Genomic DNA, 21,608 nt, shown 5'->3' with positions numbered 1-21,608 from the left:
TTTGTACCCTATCATCATATAATAGTCCAATATTTGATTTGGAGGATTATTATAATGAGCAATTACGAAGATACAGAAGCATGCTGCTGCGGAGCAGAAGAGGGATGCGGCGATGGCGGATGCTGCGGCGGATCTGAAGGCGGCTGCGGTGGATGCGGCGGATGCCACACATATGAGCCTGATTTTGAGGGCCAGAACATTGGTAAGACCTGTAGAACTCACTATACAGGAACTTTCAACGACGGAACCAAGTTTGATTCTTCTTATGACAGAGGAGAACCTCTTGAGTTCATCTGCGGAACAGGAATGATGATCCACGGCTTTGATAAGGCTGTTGCAACAATGAATGTAGGAGATATCATCGATATTCACTTGGAGCCAGGCGAAGCTTACGGCGATGTGGATCCAAACGCATTCATAACAATGAACATCTCTGATCTTCCGGGATCTGAAGACCTTAGTGTTGATCAGAAGGTATATCTTCAGGATATTTACGGAAGACCGATACCCGTTAAGGTAACAGCCAAGGACGATTCACAGATCACATTTGATGCAAACCACGAGATGGCGGGCAAAGAGCTCAACTTTAAAATCGAACTTGTAGAAGTTGTCTGATGTATGATTTGTTTGCTCCTATACACTTATCCGGGGATTTAAAATAAAGTTTCAAATCCGCATGTTTTCAGGTGAAATTAATATTTATTTTCGAGAAATTTTATGGTTTTTAGTGTTGAATGACATTTCCGGGTAGGTTAGTATTTAGTTAAGAATATAGACAATTATGTTCACGTTATGATTATGATTGTGTAGGAGTGAAGATTATGAGGAAGTTAAATTTTAGAAGAATCCTTGCTATGGCAATGACTGCTGTTCTGACATTCACACTTCTTGCATGCGGTGCAACGAATGATGCGATTGTCGATGATCAGGCTGCTGTCAGAGGTTTAGACGAAGGTGTCGGCGAGATCTGGATTGATGATGAGGCTATTGCCCTTGCCGGATCAGCTGCTTCATCACAGGCTGCCCTTGATGCATGCACAGCTGTATTTAACATCATGAATCAGCAGAGAGTTGCAAGAGGTCTTTCAGAGCTTGCATGGAGCCAGGCACTTACAAATGCTGCTCAGGTTCGTGCTAATGAGATCACAACATCATTCTCTCATACAAGACCTAATGGTTCAGAGTTCTGGACAGTAGATTCAAGTTGTCAGTACGGTGAGAATCTTGCTAAGCTTTATCAGTCAGCTGATGCTGTTTATACTGCTTGGATGAATTCACCTACTCACGCTGCTAACATTATGGATGGCGGATACAAGACAGTTGGTATCGCTATTTGCCAGACAGGCGACGGCAGCTGGTACTGGGCACAGGAATTTGGATATTAAGACGAGTAAAAGTTAAAAAAGCACAGCCCTTGCTCGCAAGGGGGCTGTGCTTTTTTTGACTTTGACTCGTCTTAATATCCGAATGTGATATAATATAAGTGACTATATAATACCTGGGGAGGTGTTACTATGTTTGGAAAATCATCAAAGGACATTTACATCAACAATGAGACAAGACCTCTGTCTGTTTCAGGTTCCAACGACAATCCTTACATGCAGGAGATGCTAAGGGGAGAAGAGAAGCGTCGTGAGAAAAACCGTGAGGACATCTATAACAGACAGAACGGCTACATCAAGTAAATAAAGAAAGAGTTAAAAAGCGCCGGCTTTGGAATTCCGAAGCCGGCGCTTTTTTGCGTTACATCATCAAAGTTTATCTATTGTGCTCTCAGAGTATTTTTCATCGCAGTATTTACAGCGGTATATTTCTCTTTCCTCATCTGCAAGATAGAAGATCTGCGGAAGCTCCTGCTCAATGGAAGAGATGCATCTTGGGTTGTGGCATCTGATAACCCCGGTGATCTCTTTTGGAAGAACAAGGGATCTCTTTTCGATGATCTCACCGTCCTTGATTACGTTGACAGTGATGTTGTGGTCGATGAATGCCAGGACATCGAGATCCAGTGAATTTATGTCGCATTCAATCTTTAAGATGTCTTTTTTGCCCATTGCCTGGCTCTTGGCGTTCTTGATGATGGCAACTGTTGAATCCAGTTTATCAAGACCGAGATGTCTGTATATCTGCATGCTCTTGCCTGCCTGTATGTGGTCAAGAACAAAGCCTTCCTCTATTTTTCCTATATTAAGCATTGTTTATTCCTCCGGATTTATTTGATATTGAGAAGTGTGAGTATAAGTGCCATTCTGACGTAGAGACCGTATTGAACCTGTTTGAAGTATGCAGCTCTCGGGTCGTCATCTATTTCAACGGATATCTCGTTTACCCTTGGGAGAGGGTGGAGGATATACATATTCTCTTTTGCCTTGGCCATTTTCTCTTTATTCAGGATGTAGAAATCCTTCAATCTGATGTAGTCTTCCTCGTTGAAGAAACGTTCCTTCTGAACTCTTGTCATGTAGAGGAAGTCAAGCTGAGGCATAACATCTTCAAGCTTTATTACTTCTTCGTATGGGATGTTCTTCTGGGTCAGCATCTCGGTGATGTAATCCGGAACCCTCAGTTCTTTGGGTGAAATGAAGATAAAGCGGATTCCCTCGTATCTGCTGAGGGCGTTTATAAGTGAGTGAACGGTTCTGCCGAACTTAAGATCTCCGCAAAGACCGATGGTGAAGTTTCCAAGCTTACCATATAGAGATCTTATGGTGAGAAGATCGGTAAGTGTCTGAGTCGGATGCTGATGTCCGCCGTCACCTGCGTTTATCACAGGAATACGGGACTTGGTTGCAGCAACCATCGGCGCACCTTCTTTGGGATGTCTCATGGCGCATATATCTGCAAAGCAGGAGATTACCCTTATTGTATCGGCTACGCTTTCACCTTTGGCTGCCGAAGAATTTGAAGCATCCGCAAAGCCCAGTGTCTTGCCACCAAGGCGCAGCATTGCGGTCTCAAAAGAAAGCCTTGTTCTGGTACTTGGCTCATAGAAGCATGTGGCCAGGATCTTGCCGTCACATTTGTGGGCAAAACTGTCCATGTCCTTTTCGATTTCTCCCGCCAGGTCAAAAAGTTCTTCCAGCTCCTCTACTGAAAAGTCCAGAGGATTCATCATGTGTCTTAATTCTTTCATACTCTCTCCCTATTATTTTTATATTTAATGTAAGCGCGTATCCTGAAAAAGAGAATACGCGCCTTGTCCATTAATCCGTTATGACTGTAAACGTCGACGCCGGAGCCGACAGATCTACAGGAATGTGAAAGTAAACTTCATCGTTGCCAAACTGCTTGAAATAGATATAACGGCTTGTCACGTTAATGCTGTTGACAACGCCTTCGAATAAAACAACTTTATTGCTGCCGTCGAGATCACATCTGCGAAGAGATGGATTCATGGCATTTGAATAGGAATAGTAGATGTGATTCCTGTCCATTGTGAAGCAGTCACATCTGTCTGAAGTAACAAGCTGCTGTTCACCGGTGGTGAGATTGGTTCTCCATAAGCTGAAATTGGCAGGGCCGTTGAGATAATAAAGATACCCGTCCTGAACTACGGGGAAGAAATAATAGCCGTTTACCACAGTGGTTGAAACATCGCCGTCCCTTGTGAGGAGTGCGTGAATATCATGATCATTGGTTACGCCTGTGTAATAGATAATACCGTTGTCGTAGCACATGGGAGAAATAAGCTCATCAGCCACCTTGGTATTGTCTTTTTTGTTGCACTTGATCTTATGAAGAGTTCCGCCGTTGGCATCCTTGATCTGATAATAGAGATATTCTCCGCAGAGCTGTGTCTCTCCGCAGAAGTCTCTGACAAGACAAACCTGATCGCGGCCTGAAGTCTTGCAACGATAGATTCCGTACTGTTTGGAAGCTGCTCCAAGGCCTGTTACTTTGGAAGACTTACTGGTGGAATCCATATAGAAATAAAGATATCCATTGGCTCCGCTGATGTATTTGGTACCCATGCTTGTGAGGCGTTTGGGACTTGTCTCATCAACATTCATGGAGTAAAGACATCCGTCATCATATGCATTTGAAAAATAAACCTTGCCGTCCATTTCAAAAAACAGACCGCCGTTTTGCATGTTACCTGGAATATTACCGGAATCGGTGGGACTCATGGGAACGTGTTTATCAATAAAATAGAGAGTAAGAGCACCGGATATAATCAGAAGCATCAATATGAAAAACAGTGCAAATTTCTTGTTCATGCTTTTACCTCCGCTCTTTATTATATCTCTTGTGTCTTCTTGCTATCAAGTCGTAATTTGTATATCATTAATCATGTATAATTATGTTTAGTAAACACGGAGGAGCAGGCGGTTGGACTTAAAGGACCTTAGAAAACAGATAGATGAGATTGATTCATCTTTAGTCGAATTATATGAAAAGAGGATGGAAGTCTCTTCAGCAATAGCAGATTACAAGATAGCAAACGGCAAAAAAGTTTACGACAGGGAGAGAGAACTGGAGAAGATAAAGACAGTTAAGGGGCTTACCCATTCTGATTTCAACAGTATCGGTATTGAAGAGCTCTTTTCCCAGATAATGTCAATGTCGAGAAAGCTCCAGTATCAGAAACTCTCGGAGCAGGGGGCATCGCTTCGACTTCCGTTTATTCCGATAGATTCGCTTATGGGATCGGCAAAAAGAGTGTGCTACCAGGGAGCGGAAGGAGCTTATTCCGAGGAAGCTACCATAAGATTTTTCGGCAAGGATGTTAACTGTTTTCATGTAGACAGCTTCAGAGATGCCTTCGGAGCTTTGGAAGACGGAAGCGCAGACTACGCGGTTCTTCCTATTGAGAATTCCACAGCAGGCATAGTGAGTGAGGTTTATGACCTGCTTACAGAGTATGAGAACTACATTGTGGGAGAGCAGATAATAGACATAAAGCACTGCCTTCTCGGAGTTCCGGGAGCAAGGCTCGAGGATATAACAACAGTGTACTCGCATCCCCAGTCACTGATGCAGTCAGCAAGATTTCTTGCTGAGCACTCCGACATCAAGCAGATAAGTATGAAGAACAATGCCTTCGCAGCCAGGAAGGTTTCTGATGATAAAGACAAGACTCAGGCGGCGATAGCAAGCAGAAGAGCCGGTGAAGTCTATGGCCTTGAGATCATACAGGAAGCTATAAACCAGGCGGAGTCCAATTCAACAAGATTTATAGTGGTAACAAACCAGAAGGTATTCCTAAAGGGGGCCGGCAAGATAAGCCTGTGTCTTGAGATTCCTCATGAGGCAGGATCGTTATACCATATTATGTCTCATTTTATCTATAACGGTCTTAACATGACCAAGATAGAGTCAAGGCCTATCGAGGACAGGAACTGGGAGTACAGATTTTTTATTGACTTTGACGGTAATCTTGAGGATAGCGCAGTCAAGAACGCCTTGAGAGGACTCAGAGAAGAAGCCAAAATGATGAAGATTCTTGGAAACTACTAAAGAGGTTTTTTAAGGAGCGAATATGACCGGTGAAGTTTTTGCAGCAATAGATGTTGGCTCATATGAAATGGCGATGAAGATTTTTGAACTGGATCACAAGTACGGGGTAAAAGAGCTTGATCATGTCAGACACCGCATGGATCTGGGAACGGAGACCTATGCCAAGGGAACAATCAGCAGCAGCCATGTAGATGAACTTATCAGAATACTGTCGGAATTCAGGCAGAAAATGAAGGAGTATGGCGCAACACACTACAAGGCTTACGGTACCAGCGCCATCAGAGAGACTAAGGACATTGTGATCCTGCAGGAACTCATAAGGCAGAGAACACATTTGCAGATTGATGTTCTAAGTAACTCCGAGCAGAGATTTCTTGATTACAAATCTATCGCCCTTAAGAACGAGCAGTTCCAGGAGGTAATCAAGAAGCCTACCGCTATCATCGATATAGGCGGCGGAAGTATTCAGATATCGCTGTTTGAGAAGGATGCGCTCATTGCAACCCAGAACCTGAAAACAGGTGTCCTTAGGCTCTATGCCATCATGCAGACGGTACATGCCACAAGAAGAGAATACTCAGAGCTTATCTCCGAGCTTGTAAATACACAGCTGGCTGTCTTTTCCAAGATGTATTTAAAGGACAGAAGAGTTGAGAACCTTATTATCATTGATGACTATGTCTCACCAATACTCAGAAGGTTCAGAAGTGAAGGCAAACTTGTGGGTTACGCTTCGAACAAGGAGTACAGCCGGTTCCTTGAAAATGCCACAGATATCAACGCAAGGCAGGTGGCTAAGAGGCTCGACATCCCCGAGGAGAACATTCCGCTTTTGTATGTGTCCTCTATCCTGATCAAGTGCATCATGGATATCACAAATGCAGAGAATCTGTGGGCCCCCGGTGTTACTCTTTGCGACGGAATAGCATATGAGTACGCTGAAAAAAAGAACTTTATCAAATCACCTCACGATTTCGAACACGATATAATTTCCTGTGCACAGAATATTTCCAAGAGATACATGGGAAGTAAATCAAGGCGCGAGACTCTGCAGAAGATAGCTGTAGAGATATTTGACAACACCAAGAAGATCCACGGACTTTCCAGAAGAGAGCGACTTTTGTTGCAGGTGGCGACCATGCTTCACGACTGTGGCAAGTATATAAGCATGGTGAATCTCGGTGACTGCTCCTATAACATCATCATGTCCACCGAGATCATAGGTCTTTCACACAAAGAGAGGACTATTGTGGCCAATGTTGTCAGATACAACCATGAAGAGTTTGATCACTACGGAAGCAAGAGTCCATATCTGGAGGGGCTTTCCCAGGAGGAATACCTGATAGTTGCCAAGCTCACCGCAATCCTTAGAGTAGCAAACGGCCTTGACAGGACTCACAAACAGAAGTTCAAGGACGTCAAGGTCACTGTCAAGGACAAGCAGCTAATAATCAACATCGATACCGGAGCAGATATTACTTTGGAAAAGGGACTCTTTACCAACAGAGCAGCTTTCTTTGAAGAAGTATTTGGCATAAAGCCTGTTATCAAGCAAAAGAAAATGATGTGAGGAACAGCAAATGGCAAAAGACAGATCAACCATAGATTTTGAAAATCCAAAACTGTATATAAACCGTGAGCTGAGCTGGCTCCAGTTCAATTCAAGAGTTCTTTCGGAGGCTGAGGATATATCCAATCCACTCTTTGAGAGGCTTAAATTTCTCAGTATATCTGCCAGCAACCTAGACGAATTCTTTATGGTCAGGGTGGCTTCGCTGAAAGACATGATAAACGCAGGCTACAAAAAGCTTGATATTGCAGGTATGACTGCCGGTGAACAGCTTGAAAAGGTTCTGGATGCGGTTCATAAATTTGTAGATAAGCAATATGAAATATACAATGGCCAGCTGGTACCTCTTTTACTGGAAAAAGGACTTGAGGTTTCGGATGGTCTGGACCTTTCGGAAAGGGATCTTGAGTATGTGGACAGATACTTTGATGAGTATGTGTATCCGGTACTGACTCCGATGGCGGTTGATTCATCAAGGCCATTCCCGCTTATCAGGAATAAGTCTCTGAACATTGCGGCTCTTCTCAAGAAAAAGGAGGACAGCGATGAGGTGGATTTTGCCACCGTTCAGGTTCCTGATGTTCTTCCGAGGATTCTTGAGATCCCTGCAAGGGATGAGGGGGAAGGACTCAGAAAGGTAATACTTCTTGAGAAAATAATCCTCAGGAATATGCACAAGCTCTTTTTGAATTATGATGTTCTGACCTGCTCGGCGTACAGAGTGGGAAGAAATGCCGATCTTTCAATTGATGAGGACGAGGCGGAAGATCTTTTAAAAGAGATCGAGAAGCAGATCAAGCGTCGTCAGTGGGGACAGGCCATCAGACTTGAGGTTGAGAAGGGAATAGACAAAAAGCTTCTTAAAAAGATAACTTCCGAGCTTGAAGTTGAAGATAATGAAGTTTACAGCATTGAAGGCCCTATCGATCTGACATTCCTGATGAAGATGTATAAGCTTGAGGGATTTGACGATCTCAAGGAGCACAGCTATTATCCGCCTCAGAGCGTTCCCGAATTTGAGGGAGGCAAGAACATATTTGATGTGATTTCCGAGGGCGATATCTTAATGCATCACCCTTACCAGACTTTTGAGAATGTGGTGAAGTTTGTTGAGACGGCGGCTGTTGACCCTGATGTTCTTGCTATTAAGCAGACACTTTACAGAGTCAGTGGTAATTCGCCTATTATCGCAGCCCTTGCCAAGGCGGCCGATAACGGCAAGCAGGTAACGGTTCTGGTTGAGCTTAAGGCAAGATTTGATGAGGAGAATAACATCGTCTGGGCCAAGATGCTTGAAAAAGCCGGATGTCATGTAATCTACGGTCTTGTCGGACTTAAGACCCACTGTAAGATCACTCTGGTTGTAAGGCGTGAAGAGGATGGAATAAAGAGATATGTTCATCTGGGAACAGGTAACTACAACGATTCCACAGCCAAGCAATACACCGATGTAGGTCTCTTTACCTGTGCTCCGGCATTTGGTGAGGATGCTACCGCTGTATTCAACATGCTCTCAGGTTACAGTGAGCCTCTTGGATGGAATAAGCTTGCGATTGCGCCTCTGTGGCTCAAGGACAGGATAATAGATCTTATAAAGAGAGAAGAAGAACACGCCAGAAGGGGAGAGAGAGCAAGGATTGTTGCCAAGATGAACGCCATCTGTCACAAGGATGTCATAGCCGAGCTCTACAGAGCCAGCAGTGTCGGCGTCAAGGTGGATCTTATTGTCAGAGGTATCTGCTGTCTGCGCGCAGGTGTAGAGGGTGTCAGTGAGAATATCACTGTCAGATCCATTGTCGGAAACTTCCTTGAACACAGCAGGATATTCTATTTCGAGAACGGCGGAAGTCCTGAGATGTATGCTTCAAGTGCTGACTGGATGCCCAGAAACCTGGAGCGAAGGGTTGAGATTCTTTTCCCTGTTGAGGATGCATCTCTTAGGGAGAAGCTCTGGCATATTCTTGATGTGGAGCTCAAGGATACAGAGAAGGCTCACATCATGAACAGTAAGGGAGAATATGAAAAGATTTCAGGCAAGCTCCCTAAGGACGCAGAGAGAGTGAACTCACAGATGGTATTTGGAGATGAGGCTGTGGATGCAGTGCTTAAGCAGGATCCGGGCAGCAGCAGAGTTTTTATACCGGAGATGAATCCTAAGGCATAATAATCAGATAGGGGAATTAAGAGCAATGCGATATATATTGGCTTCCGGTTCGCCCAGAAGAAAAGAGCTTCTGGGCAAGATCATACCGGAATTTGAGATAATCCCGGCAGTTTCGGAGGAAGTTATGACCAGGCAGCTTCCCTCTGATATCGTAGAGGAACTGTCATTTCAGAAGGCTTCTGAAATATTTAACAAAACTTTTACGAATGAAGAGGAAGGACTTGTTGTAATCGGCGCAGACACCGTTGTATCATATAATCATAAGATACTTGGTAAACCTTCAGACAGAAGTGATGCTGCGTCAATGGTGCAAATGCTGTCAGGTAAGGTACACAGCGTATATACCGGTGTCAGCATTTTCTGGATAAGTGGCGGAGAGCCAAGGAGCATTACCTTTTCAGAGTGTACTGATGTTGAAGTGGCTGAGATGTCTTCTGATGAGATAGACTGGTATGTTTCCAGCGGCGAATGTGATGACAAGGCCGGAGCCTACGGAATACAGGGACTCTTTGCAAGGTTTATAACAGGTATCAAGGGCGACTATTATAATGTTATGGGACTTCCCGTAGCAAGGCTTTATAAAGAACTCAAAGAACAAGAATTATTGTAGGGTTATGGAGGAAAAGTTATGCATGAGTATGATGAAGCTGTAATCAGATGTTTTCTTGAAAATCAGGGGCAGCTGTTTCCTGAGGATGTTGCATCCAACGAGGAAGAAGCTGAAGCTTTTCTTGAAGACTGCATGGCTGTAGTTGTGGACGGAGTGGAAGAAGTAGAAGAATACTTCGAGGAATCCGGCGTTGACACCGAGGGTGGCAATGTTCTTGATGCGGACGAGGTGTTCGACATCGGAGACGGAAGATACTTAATAGTAGAGGGATAAAATGAACAAAAAGATTTTCTTTTTTGATCTGGATGGGACGCTTCTCAATTCAGAAAAAAAGATAACACCGAATACTTTGAATGCCCTGAAGAGATTCACTGATTCAGGGCATTATTTTTGCATAAATACGGGAAGGGCCATCGACAGTGCCAAGGCAGTTTACGATGGACTGGGTCTTGATTTCAAGGGAAGCTTTTTATGCGGCTCTAATGGCACCGAGATCTACAGCGTAGATGAGCGGAAGTATGTTTATAAGACAGGAGTTCCCCTGGAGCTTGTTGACAGTATCCTTGATCTTGCAGAAGAATATGATATGCACTGTCACACTTACAATGAGGACCATATTGTTTCTAGGCATGATAATGAGTGTATGAAGTATTACAGAAGAGTAATCAAGACTCCGCTTATCGTTACGGACAATGTGCTGGAGTATCTTAAGCAGCCGCCTTCCAAGATGATAGCAATAGAGCTCTATGACAGGGAGAAACAGGAGAGATTTAAGAAAGCTCTGCAGGATATGGTGGGTGACAGGCTTACTCTTTTATATTCGAATCCCAACTACATGGAGATTTTTCCATCCGAAGCGGGTAAGGGCAGTGCGGTCAAAAGACTTGCCGCAATTCTTGGGGTTGACGAGAAGAACACCTACGCTGCCGGGGATGAGCAGAATGATATTTCAATGATAGAAGCTGCCGGATGCGGCATTGCCATGATAAACGGTACCGATATGGTAAAAGAGTCTGCGGATGTCATAACGAGGTTTGACAATGATCATGACGGACTTGCCGAATTTATCCTGAGAGCGATGGAAGAATAATTTATCGTTGCCTTCGCCACTTTAATGTGTTAAACTAAACGGGATTTGTAAAAAAACAGAAGAAAAGGGGATTTTACCATGAACATAGTTTGTCTTGATCTTGAAGGAGTACTTGTACCGGAGATATGGATTGCTTTTTCCCAGGCCAGCGGAATACCGGAACTTAAGAGGACCACAAGGGATGAACCCGATTATGACAAGCTTATGAAGTGGCGTATCGGAATCCTCAAGGAGCATGGTCTCGGACTTAAAGAGATCCAGGATACCATAAGGACAATTGATCCGCTACCCGGAGCAAAAGAGTTTTTGGATGAACTCAGAAGCCTTACACAGGTTATCATCATAAGTGATACCTTTACTCAGTTTGCAACTCCTCTCATGGAGAAGCTGGGATGGCCCACAATTTTCTGCAACAGTCTTGAGGTCGCAGAAAGCGGCGAGATCACAGGCTTTAAGATGAGAATAGAAAACTCCAAGCTCACAACAGTCAAGGCACTTCAGTCAATTGGTTATGATACTATTGCCAGTGGAGACAGCTACAACGATCTTGCGATGATTGAAGCTTCCAAGAGTGGATATTTATTCAGGACTACTGATAAGATAAAAGCTGATTATCCGCATCTTCAGGCTTTTGAGGAGTATGGAGATCTTCTTGCAGCTATCAAAAAAGATTTATAAAAATGCACTTTATAAAGTCTTAATACTAATTGCATTGTAATAACGTTAAGATTTGGATAAAATTAAAATAACTATTGACGAGCAGTAAGGAAAGCTTGAGGAACCGTATGTGGAATTACGGCTACGCAATACATAGTCTGTTCATACTGTTTATTATCTTGTTGTTTTATTTTTCGCTGCCCAGGCTTTCTCTCAGGATCAACAGGATTTTTATATATATCTTGTGGCTGGAGAGCGCGGTATTATTCTTTGATATAGTATCAAGCTGGGCAGACAGTAATCTTTCGCAGGTGAGCTTATCAGTAGCTCATCTTTTGAATGTCTGCTATTTTGCATCCTTTTTCCTTAGAACACTTGCTTTTTTTGAATTCACTTCGATTGTGTTTAAACGCAATTATTCTGACAGCAAATTATATTTAGCTATTCTTTGCATACCATTTTCCGTTGCTTTTGTATTTACGTTTATAAGTCCATGGACCGGGCTTATCTATAATCTGGATGGCGGTCAGTATCATAACGGTCCGTTCTATTTTCTTTTGTACTATGTAACATATTTTTATCTGGTATGTTCAGTCTACGTTACCCTAAGGTACAGATATATTATACGGAGAAGGTATTTTTACAGTATGATGCTTTATCAGGCTGTTCTTGTTGCGGGTATTATATTCAGAAAAGCATTTCCTTCATATCTTTTAATGGACAGCTTCTGTCTTATGGCGATATTTACTGTGTATCTTGCATTCGGAAATCCGGAATTTTATCTGGAATCACGAAGCAAGGTGTTTAACGCGGATGCTTTCAGGGATTACTTTGAAGAAAATAACGGCAGACTAAACCATAAAATACTGGGTGTGTCCATACATAATTATATGGAGATGAGAGATATATATGGCGGTCGACAGATTGACAGAGGTATTACTCTTATAAGCCAGTATCTTTACAGAACATTTCCCGAATGTGAGATTTTTTATTACAGAAACGGAACGTTCTTCCTTATGGCAGATCCGGAATTTGATGAAAATGGCGCTGCAGCTGTCATCAAGGAGAGATTCAAACATGCATGGACGGCTGATAATCTGGAGCTGTATCTCGGAGTAACTTTTACAAGTGCATATGTCAGGAACGATGTTGCTTCATCTGATTATCTTTTAAGTACGCTTATGTCAGCGGTGGATAAGGCAGACGGGGAGTTTACCGGAGAAATTGCTTTTGTTTCAGATAAAGAGCTCAATGACTATGTAGATAAGGCATCGATCAAAAGAGCTCTTGAGAATGCGGTTGAACACAATCAGGTTGAAGTGTTCCTGCAGCCTTTCATAGAAGCAAAGAGCGGAAAGCTTGTAGGGGCAGAGGCTCTGGCAAGAATAAGGGATGCTGAGGGGAATATCATTCCTCCTATAGCTTTTATACCGATGGCTGAAGCCAACGGCAAGATCAATACTCTTGGAGAACAGATATTTGATAAGGCATGTTTATTTGCTAAAGAAAATGATATAGCAGCCATGGGAATGAAGTGGATAAGCGTAAACCTGTCACCTATTCAGTTTGTTAAGAGAGACCTTGCAGACAGATATGCTTCGATAGTTGAAAAACATGGTATTGATCCCGGAATGATGCATCTTGAGATTACTGAGGTTTCATTGGCTGATGAGAGCTTTATGAACAGGCAGGTTCATGCAATGCGTGAAAAGGGCTTTAAATTTGCTCTTGACGATTATGGCACCGGTTCATCAAATATCAAAAGAATAAAACATTATCCGTTTGTTGATATCAAGATTGATATGAGCGTGGTATGGGATTACTGTAAAGCTCCGGATGAGATACTTCCGACTATGATATCGACTTTTAAGCGTATGGGCTTTAAGACCACATGTGAAGGAATAGAAGATGAGAATATGGCAAAGATAGTAACTGAGCTTGGCTGTGACTACCTTCAGGGGTATCTGTATTCAAAACCTTTGCCTATGGATGAATTTGTTAAGAAATACAGCAGTTGCAATTTGTAAGGCAATCCCATATAATACGAACTGTTGCAAGGAATAGTTTTATTATATGAGGTTATGAAATGATTAGTGCTAATAATGTAACCCTGAGAGTCGGCAAAAAGGCTCTTTTTGAAGATGTAAACATCAAATTCACAGAAGGTAACTGCTACGGCATAATAGGTGCCAACGGAGCAGGTAAATCTACATTTCTTAAGATCCTGTCAGGACAGATAGAGACCACGAACGGAGATATAGCTATAACTCCCGGAGAGCGTCTTTCTTTCCTCGAACAGGATCACTTTAAGTACGACGATAACGTGGTTCTTGATACGGTCATGGGTGGAAATGCCCGTCTTCTTGAAGTAATGAAGGAGAAGGATGCAATCTATGCCAAAGAGGATTTCTCTGATGAAGACGGTATCAGAGCAAGTGAGCTTGAGGCAGAGTTTGCCGAGATGAACGGATGGGAAGCTGAGTCAGATGCAGAGAGTCTTCTTAACGGACTCGGAATTGAGACTGAGAATCACTACAAGCTCATGAAGGAGCTTGACGGTAATCAGAAGGTCAAGGTTCTTCTTGCGAGAGCTCTTTTCGGAAATCCCGATATTCTGCTTCTCGACGAGCCTACCAACCATCTGGATCTGGATGCTATTGCATGGCTCGAGGAGTTCCTCATCAATTATGAGAATATCGTCATCGTTGTATCCCACGACAGATATTTCCTTAATAAAGTATGTACATATATCGCCGACATCGACTATGGCAAGATCCAGCTCTATGCCGGTAACTATGACTTCTGGTATGAGTCTTCACAGCTCATGATCCGTCAGATGAAGGAAGCCAACAAGAAGAAAGAGGAACAGATCAAGGAACTTAAAGAGTTCATTGCCAGATTCTCCGCTAACGCTTCCAAGTCCAAGCAGGCTACTTCAAGAAAAAGAGCTCTTGAGAAGATCGAACTTGATACCATCAAGCCATCAAGCAGAAAGTATCCTTACATTGATTTCAGACCTGATCGTGAGATCGGTAATGAAGTCCTCACTGTTGACGGTATTTCCAAGACCGTTAACGGAGAGAAGGTTCTTGATAATATCTCATTCGTTGTTCAGCATGATGACAAGATCGCTTTTGTAGGCGGTAATGAGCTTGCTAAGACAACTCTTTTCCAGATTCTCATGGGAGAGATTGAGCCGGATGAGGGAACCTACAAGTGGGGCGTAACTACTTCACAGGCATACTTCCCCAAGGATAATACCAAGGAGTTTGACAATGACTACAACATCACAGAGTGGCTCACAGGCTATTCTGAGATCAAGGATTCTACTTATGTAAGAGGATTCCTTGGACGTATGCTTTTTGCCGGAGAGGATGGTATTAAGAAGGTTAAGGTTCTTTCCGGAGGAGAGAAGGTAAGATGTCTGCTTTCCAAGATGATGATAAGCGGTGCCAACTGTCTTATCTTCGATGAGCCTACCAACCACCTTGACATGGAGTCAATCTCCGCACTTAATGACGGAATGATCAAGTTCCCGGGAGTTGAGCTTTTTGCCTGCAGAGACCACCAGGTTGTACAGACAACAGCCAACAGGATCATGGAGATCCTTCCTGACGGAACACTTGTGGATAAGAGATCCACATACGATGAGTACCTTGAAAACGATGAGATGGCCAGAAAGCGTACAGTTTATAACACTGTGGCTGATGAGGAAGAAGACGACTGATAAAGAGTCTTTGAAAATATAAAGGTCAATATCTATATAGGAGGAGCAGTTATGCAGCAGTACAGTCCAGTAAAAGAGGGAAAAGTTCGTGAGATCTACGATATCGGGGAGAACCTTATCATGGTTGCTACCGACAGAATCTCAGCATTTGACGTGATCCTTAAGAACAAGGTCACAAGGAAAGGCGCGGTTCTTACACAGATGTCCAAGTTCTGGTTCGATCTGACAAAAGACATTGTCAAGAATCACATGATCAGTACAGATACGGCAGATATGCCTGAGTATTTCAGAGCGCCACAGTTTACAGGTAACAGTATGCTCTGTAAAAAGCTGACAATGCTTCCTATAGAGTGCATCGTAAGAGGATATATAACAGGTTCAGGCTGGAAGAGCTATGTTCAGGACGGAACAGTTTGCGGAATCAAGCTCCCTGAGGGACTTAAGGAGTGCGACAAGATTCCTGAACCAATCTACACACCAAGCACCAAGGCTGAAATTGGTGATCACGATGAGAACATCGACTTTGATCGCAGCGTAGAAGTTCTTGAGAGAGACTTCCCGGGACATGGTCTTGAGTATGCTACCAAGATCAGGGATTACACAATAGCTCTTTACAAAAAGTGCGCAGAGTACGCTCTTACAAAGGGAATCATCATTGCTGATACCAAGTTTGAGTTCGGCCTTGATGAAAACGGAGAAGTGGTTATCGGTGATGAGATGCTTACACCTGACAGCTCACGTTTCTGGCCTGTTGAAGGGTATGAGCCCGGACACGACCAGCCATCCTTCGATAAGCAGTTCGTTCGTAACTACTTGAAGGCTAACCCTGAGTGCGACTACAACCTTCCTCAGGATGTCATCGACAAGACCATAGACAAGTACCTTGAGGCATACAGACTCCTCACAGGCAAAGAACTTGAGATCTGAACAGATTCTGAATAAAAAAACCGCCCGGACCATTACGGATCCGGGCGGTTTATTTTTGTCGTTATTTAATCATCCACATCAAAGTGTTCAAGAACATTCTTTTTAGCTTCAGGCTTTGAGTCTCCGTGCTTTACCATGAGCATTGTGAAGAATGCCAGGGTCGAGAAAACAAAAGCGTATGGGAACAGTGTCCTGTAGGATACGTGTTCAAGAAGGAAACCTGAGAGGATAGGTGTAAATACCTGTGCTGCCATTGAGAAGGTGTAATAGGTTCCTGTGTACTTGCCGATGTCTCCTGATTTGCTCATCTCAACTACCATAGGATAGGAGTTTACGTTGATGGCTGCCCATCCGATACCGATGATCGCAAAAAATACATTGACGATTCCGTTGTAAACAGGCATAAGGGCTGCTACCAGATAGCATACACTCATGAGAATTACTCCAAAGAGAATGACTTTCTTACGGCCTACCTTACTTGAAACAATACCTACGGGAACGTAGCTTATGATGGCAGCTACCATGGCAATCATCATAGTCATTGCGTATCCGTCTCCGTTTAAGTGCCATACTTCGCTGACATATCTTGTGTAAGCGGTGGTAACGGCGTTGTAGGCCATGTACCAGAATGCTACAGATAATAACAGGAATACAAGACTCTTAAATACGTCCTTTGGAAGAGCTTTGCCTTTGCCGGCTTCATTTTCTGAGTCTTCTTCCAGTTCCTCGCCCAGGGAATGAAGGCCGCCTTCTTCCTGAATCTTCTTGGCTATCACAGGCTCTTTTATCGTAAGGAACAGTACGAGGACTGCAATACCCATGATGGCCAGCACACCACACATGATAGGAGTGTAGTTGACGTCTGCGGCTGCAGTATTACTGTCAATGAAAATCATGGTAAGCACCAGAGTGAAAGCGCCTCCCAGCGCACCCATGAGATTGATTATGGCGTTGGCAGAACTTCGAAGCGGAGCCGGTGTAAGATCAGGCATAAGTGATACAGCAGGTGATCTGTAGGTTCCCATCGCTATGAGCAAAAGCAGAAGCACTATAATAAAGAAGATAAGGCTTCCGGATGGCTTGGCTATCTGGATAAGAATAAAGTAAAGTATCATTGCGGAGATGGTTCCGAACAATATATAAGGAGTTCTTTTTCCAAGTCTGGTATCTGTTTTGTCGGAGAGAGCTCCGAAAAACGGGAGCAGGAACAGCGCCAGAACATTATCAAGGGCCATTATCACTCCGGTAAGGGTTTCTCCCAGGCCAAAGTTGTATTTGAGTATCTTTGGAATTTCATTGTCATAGAATTGCCAGAAGGCAGTGATGGACAAAAATGCCAGTCCGATTAGAATAGTTCTCTTGTAATTAAGTTTCATTTCCCCCAAACCCCCTTATTTTATATAGGATATGAGATTAGGATAGTTGAAAAACAAACTTTTTACAATCACTTCACAGATTTTTTTGCAATATAATTACTATATTTCTTGCGAAAACAAAAAAAGCAATGTACAATAGTTGGCGGACAAGTTATAAATTTATCAATTTCAGGAAGTGTTTTAATGGTTACAGTCAAGGTTATATGCGTAGTTCTGTTGATTCTGGCAGTTCTTTACTTACTTATTATAATGCCGAGAATGACAGGAAGGCCGGATAGGGAACCATACCTGAAAGTCCTGTATGCTCACAGGGGACTTCATGATAACAGTTCAGATGCGCCGGAGAACACAATGGCCGCCTTTGAAAAGGCCGTTATGTCAGGCTATGGCATTGAGTGCGATGTTCAGCTGACGAAGGACGGTGTTCCGGTTATTTTCCATGATTTTACACTGGCAAGGGTTGCGAGATACCCCGAGGGTGAGATTCCGGAGAATGCAGTCAGAAACGAGGACGGCAGCGTAGGTGTAGCCGGTAAGGTTATCGATTATACCTTTGAGGAACTTCAGAAGTTTCATATTTTGAACTCTGATGAGAGAATCCCAAGGTTTGAAGATTTTCTTAAGCTTGTTGACGGAAGAGTTCCGCTTATCATTGAGCTTAAGATAGAGCTTGGAGATTTATCTGTCTGTCCCAAGGTAGATGCGCTTCTTAGGAGCTACAAGGGTGTTTATTGTATCGAATCATTTAATCCGTTGGGGATAATCTGGTACAGAAGACACCGCCCCGAAATATTCAGGGGTCAGCTTTCGGACCAGTTCCACAGAGATAAACCTGAGGAATTCAAGGGAGCACTGTATTTTATACTCACCAATCTGTTTTTCAACTTTTTGGCTAAACCGGACTTTATTGCGTTTAACCGCAAGTATTCAAAGAGTCTTTCAATGCAGATATGCAGACGTCTTTACAGATGCGTTACTGCCGCATGGACCATCAAGGACCAGGAGCAGCTTGATGCGGCAAAAGAGGACTTTGATATTTATATCTTTGACAGCTTTATTCCAAGAGATGGCAATAAAGCAATTTAATAAGGTAATTCCTGTGTAATACTCGCACAGTAGTTATAAAAAATGTATATATGAAAGGTTACCGGACTGTATTCCGGTAAGAAAGGTAAAAACATGGCAAACAAGTGGGTTTATATGTTTAGCGAAGGTGACATGACAATGCGTAACCTTCTCGGTGGTAAGGGTGCTAACCTTGCTGAGATGACAAGCATCGGTCTTCCTGTTCCACAGGGCTTCACAATCACAACTGAGGCTTGTACACAGTATTATGAGGATGGTCGTAAGATCAACGACGAGATCATGGCTCAGGCTATGGAAGGCGTTAAGAAGATGGAGGAGATCAACGGCAAGAAGTTTGGTGATCTTCAGAATCCTCTCCTTGTTTCTGTTCGTTCAGGTGCTCGTGCTTCTATGCCCGGTATGATGGATACAATCCTTAACCTTGGTCTTAACGATGAAGTTGTAGCAGCTATGATCAAGGGCAATCCTGATCCTGCTTTTGAGCGTTTCGTATATGATTCATATCGTCGTTTCATCCAGATGTTCTCTGACGTAGTTATGGAGGTTGGTAAGAAGTACTTCGAGCAGCTTATCGACCAGATGAAAGAGAAGAAGGGTGTTAAGTTCGACGTTGACCTTACAGCAGCAGATCTTAAGGAGCTGGCTGAGCAGTTCAAGGCTGAGTACAAGAACCAGCTTGGCAAGGACTTCCCTTCAGATCCTGTAGAGCAGCTTAAGCTTGCTATCGAGGCTGTATTCCGTTCATGGGATAACCCTCGTGCTAACGTATATCGTCGTGATAACGATATCCCTTACTCATGGGGAACAGCTGTTAACGTAATGCCTATGGTATTCGGTAACCTTAACAATGAGTCAGGTACAGGTGTTGCATTCACACGTGACCCTGCTACTGGTGAGAACAAGCTTATGGGTGAGTTCCTTATCAACGCTCAGGGTGAGGACGTAGTTGCAGGTGTTCGTACACCTATGCCAATCGCTCAGATGGAGCAGGAATTCCCTGAGGCTTATGCAGAGTTCATCAAGGTTTGTGAGACTCTTGAGAATCACTACCATGATATGCAGGATATGGAGTTCACAGTAGAGAACAAGAAGCTTTACATGCTTCAGTGCCGTAACGGTAAGAGAACAGCTCCTGCTGCTCTTAAGATCGCTTGCGACCTGGTTGACGAGGGACACAAGACTCCTGAAGAGGCAGTTGCTATGATCGATCCTCGTAACCTTGATACACTTCTTCACCCTCAGTTTGATGCTGCTGCTCTTAAGGCTGCAACACCTATCGGAAAGGGTCTTGGTGCATCACCCGGAGCTGCTTGCGGTAAGGTTGTATTCACAGCTGATGATGCTGTAGCTTGGGCTGAGAGAGGCGAGAAGGTTGTTCTTGTTCGTCTTGAGACTTCACCTGAGGATATCACAGGTATGAAGGCTGCTCAGGGTATCCTTACAGTTCGTGGTGGTATGACATCACATGCTGCCGTTGTTGCTCGTGGTATGGGTGAGTGCTGCGTATCAGGTTGTGGCGACATCAACATGGATGAGGAGAACAAGAAGTTCACTCTTGCCGGCAAAGAGTTCCACGAGGGAGACTTCATCTCAATCGACGGTACAACAGGTAACATTTACGATGGTCAGATCGCAACAGTTGATGCTAAGATCGCCGGCGAGTTCGGACGTATCATGGCATGGGCTGATGAGTTCAGAAGACTTAAGGTTCGTACAAACGCTGATACACCTGCTGATGCTAAGAAGGCTAGAGAGCTTGGTGCTGAGGGTATCGGTCTTTGCCGTACAGAGCACATGTTCTTCGAGGAAGACAGAATCGCTGCTTTCCGTGAGATGATCTGCTCAGATACAGTAGAAGAGAGAGAAGCTGCTCTTGAGAAGATTCTTCCTTATCAGCAGAACGACTTCAAGCAGCTCTATGAGGCTCTTGAGGGATGCCCTGTTACAATCAGATTCCTTGATCCACCTCTTCACGAGTTCGTTCCTACAACTGAGGACGAGATCAAGAAGCTTGCTGATGCTAAGGGCAAGAGCGTAGACGAGATCAAGGCTATCATCAATTCTCTTCACGAGTTCAACCCTATGATGGGTCACAGAGGATGCCGTCTTGCAGTTACATATCCTGAGATCGCTAAGATGCAGACAAAGGCTGTTATCCGCGCTGCTCTTGAAGTACAGAAGGCTCACTCAGACTGGAACGTTAAGCCTGAGATCATGATCCCTCTTGTATGTGAAGTTAAGGAGCTCAAGTACGTTAAGAAGGTAGTAGTAGAGACAGCTGATGCTGAGATCGCTGCTGCTGGTGCTAAGCTCGAGTATGAAGTTGGTACAATGATCGAGATTCCAAGAGCTGCTCTTACAGCTGATGAGATCGCTAAGGAAGCTGACTTCTTCTGCTTCGGTACAAACGACCTTACACAGATGACATTCGGTTTCTCACGTGATGATGCCGGTAAGTTCCTCAATGCTTACTATGACACAAAGATCTTTGAGAACGATCCATTTGCTAAGCTTGACCAGACAGGTGTTGGTAAGCTTATGGAGATGTCACTCAAGCTCGGTAAGCCTGTAAATCCTTCACTTCACGTTGGTATCTGTGGAGAGCACGGTGGAGATCCTTCATCAGTTGAGTTCTGCCACAAGATCGGACTTGATTATGTATCATGCTCACCTTTCCGTGTTCCTGTTGCTAGACTTGCTGCTGCACAGGCTGCTATCGCTGAGAAGGCTGAGAAGAAGTGCGACAAGTGCGACTCAAAGTCTTTCGTAGACGATGAGACAAAGGCTAAGCTTGAAGAGGCTGCTAAGAAGGCTGAGGAGATCGCTAAGGAGCTCGCTGAGCAGTCAGCTGATGTTGCTAAGGCTGGCCTTGAGGGTCTTAAGGCAGGCGTTGACGCTGCTATCAAGGCTTACAAAGAGACAAGAAACAAATAATTGATCATTA

At 43.8% G+C, this 21,608-nt stretch carries 18 protein-coding genes and 1 pseudogene; 15 read left to right on the top strand and 4 right to left on the bottom strand.

The genetic code is table 11. The features are described from left to right. Positions 1–60: 60 nt before the first annotated feature. From G590_RS19020 to G590_RS21325, 3 genes and pseudogenes are all read left to right on the top strand, one after another. Positions 61–615 (top strand): annotated as a pseudogene (locus tag G590_RS19020) (FKBP-type peptidyl-prolyl cis-trans isomerase); the annotation flags it as partial. Positions 616–821: 206 nt separating this feature from the next. After that, positions 822–1,385 carry a CAP domain-containing protein gene (locus tag G590_RS0109465; protein ID WP_022765426.1) on the top strand — a complete coding sequence of 188 codons (564 nt, stop codon included), beginning with the start codon at positions 822–824 and terminating at the stop codon, positions 1,383–1,385. 129 nt (positions 1,386–1,514) lie between these two features. Continuing rightward, the gene (locus G590_RS21325; protein WP_022765425.1) at positions 1,515–1,685 is read left to right on the top strand and encodes a hypothetical protein; all 171 of its coding nucleotides are present in this window, start codon (positions 1,515–1,517) and stop codon (positions 1,683–1,685) included. A 66-nt stretch (positions 1,686–1,751) separates the two neighbouring features. Here G590_RS21325 and G590_RS0109455 read toward each other — a convergent pair whose 3' ends face one another. The 3 genes from G590_RS0109455 to G590_RS0109445 all read right to left on the bottom strand — a co-directional run bounded on the left by G590_RS0109455 (position 1,752) and on the right by G590_RS0109445 (position 4,217). Next, positions 1,752–2,195, bottom strand: a complete 444-nt coding sequence (locus tag G590_RS0109455) for an aspartate carbamoyltransferase regulatory subunit (RefSeq protein ID WP_022765424.1) — start codon at positions 2,193–2,195, stop codon at positions 1,752–1,754. Between the two features lie 17 nt (positions 2,196–2,212). Beyond that, positions 2,213–3,133 (bottom strand): aspartate carbamoyltransferase, encoded by a 921-nt coding sequence (gene pyrB / locus G590_RS0109450; protein WP_022765423.1) that lies wholly within the window; start codon positions 3,131–3,133, stop codon positions 2,213–2,215. A gap of 70 nt (positions 3,134–3,203) precedes the next feature. Then, positions 3,204–4,217: a DUF5050 domain-containing protein gene (locus G590_RS0109445; RefSeq protein WP_022765422.1), complete on the bottom strand. Its 1,014-nt coding sequence runs from the start codon at positions 4,215–4,217 to the stop codon at positions 3,204–3,206. Positions 4,218–4,329: 112 nt separating this feature from the next. On the opposite strand from G590_RS0109445, the gene pheA reads away from it, so the two are divergent. The 10 genes from pheA (at position 4,330) to G590_RS0109395 (ending at position 16,202) form a co-directional block, all read left to right on the top strand. Continuing rightward, complete coding sequence (pheA, locus tag G590_RS0109440) at positions 4,330–5,457, top strand: prephenate dehydratase (RefSeq protein ID WP_022765421.1); 1,128 nt, start codon at positions 4,330–4,332, stop codon at positions 5,455–5,457. Positions 5,458–5,479: 22 nt separating this feature from the next. Next, positions 5,480–7,027, top strand: coding sequence for a Ppx/GppA phosphatase family protein (locus tag G590_RS0109435; RefSeq protein ID WP_022765420.1), 1,548 nt, complete (start codon positions 5,480–5,482; stop codon positions 7,025–7,027). A 10-nt stretch (positions 7,028–7,037) separates the two neighbouring features. Beyond that, a complete protein-coding gene (locus tag G590_RS0109430) occupies positions 7,038–9,191 on the top strand; it encodes an RNA degradosome polyphosphate kinase (RefSeq protein ID WP_022765419.1) in 2,154 nt (717 codons plus the stop codon). A gap of 25 nt (positions 9,192–9,216) precedes the next feature. Beyond that, positions 9,217–9,801, top strand: a complete 585-nt coding sequence (locus tag G590_RS0109425) for a Maf family protein (RefSeq protein ID WP_022765418.1) — start codon at positions 9,217–9,219, stop codon at positions 9,799–9,801. 18 nt (positions 9,802–9,819) lie between these two features. Next, complete coding sequence (locus G590_RS0109420; protein ID WP_022765417.1) at positions 9,820–10,074, top strand: hypothetical protein; 255 nt, start codon at positions 9,820–9,822, stop codon at positions 10,072–10,074. Between the two features lies 1 nt (position 10,075). Beyond that, positions 10,076–10,891, top strand: coding sequence for a Cof-type HAD-IIB family hydrolase (locus G590_RS0109415; protein ID WP_022765416.1), 816 nt, complete (start codon positions 10,076–10,078; stop codon positions 10,889–10,891). Between the two features lie 78 nt (positions 10,892–10,969). After that, entirely contained in the window at positions 10,970–11,569 is a 600-nt protein-coding gene (thrH, locus tag G590_RS0109410; protein WP_022765415.1) for a bifunctional phosphoserine phosphatase/homoserine phosphotransferase ThrH, read from the top strand. Between the two features lie 626 nt (positions 11,570–12,195). Continuing rightward, positions 12,196–13,575, top strand: a complete 1,380-nt coding sequence (locus tag G590_RS0109405) for an EAL domain-containing protein (protein ID WP_196802479.1) — start codon at positions 12,196–12,198, stop codon at positions 13,573–13,575. 59 nt (positions 13,576–13,634) lie between these two features. Continuing rightward, positions 13,635–15,275 (top strand): ABC-F family ATP-binding cassette domain-containing protein, encoded by a 1,641-nt coding sequence (locus G590_RS0109400; protein WP_022765413.1) that lies wholly within the window; start codon positions 13,635–13,637, stop codon positions 15,273–15,275. 51 nt (positions 15,276–15,326) lie between these two features. After that, positions 15,327–16,202 (top strand): phosphoribosylaminoimidazolesuccinocarboxamide synthase, encoded by an 876-nt coding sequence (locus G590_RS0109395; protein WP_022765412.1) that lies wholly within the window; start codon positions 15,327–15,329, stop codon positions 16,200–16,202. Positions 16,203–16,267: 65 nt separating this feature from the next. On the opposite strand, the gene G590_RS0109390 is transcribed toward G590_RS0109395, so the two are convergent. After that, on the bottom strand, positions 16,268–17,578 hold the full coding sequence (locus G590_RS0109390; RefSeq protein ID WP_022765411.1) for an MFS transporter: 1,311 nt from the start codon (positions 17,576–17,578) through the stop codon (positions 16,268–16,270). A gap of 183 nt (positions 17,579–17,761) precedes the next feature. Here G590_RS0109390 and G590_RS0109385 point away from each other — a divergent pair, with 183 nt between their 5' ends. Beyond that, complete coding sequence (locus tag G590_RS0109385; RefSeq protein WP_022765410.1) at positions 17,762–18,664, top strand: glycerophosphodiester phosphodiesterase family protein; 903 nt, start codon at positions 17,762–17,764, stop codon at positions 18,662–18,664. A 93-nt stretch (positions 18,665–18,757) separates the two neighbouring features. Continuing rightward, positions 18,758–21,598, top strand: coding sequence for a pyruvate, phosphate dikinase (ppdK, locus tag G590_RS0109380; RefSeq protein WP_022765409.1), 2,841 nt, complete (start codon positions 18,758–18,760; stop codon positions 21,596–21,598). Positions 21,599–21,608: the final 10 nt, after the last annotated feature.

Source organism: Butyrivibrio sp. XPD2006, from assembly GCF_000420865.1.
In the GTDB taxonomy this organism is placed as follows: domain Bacteria; phylum Bacillota; class Clostridia; order Lachnospirales; family Lachnospiraceae; genus Butyrivibrio.
This window is presented reverse-complemented; position numbering and strand designations above follow the sequence as displayed.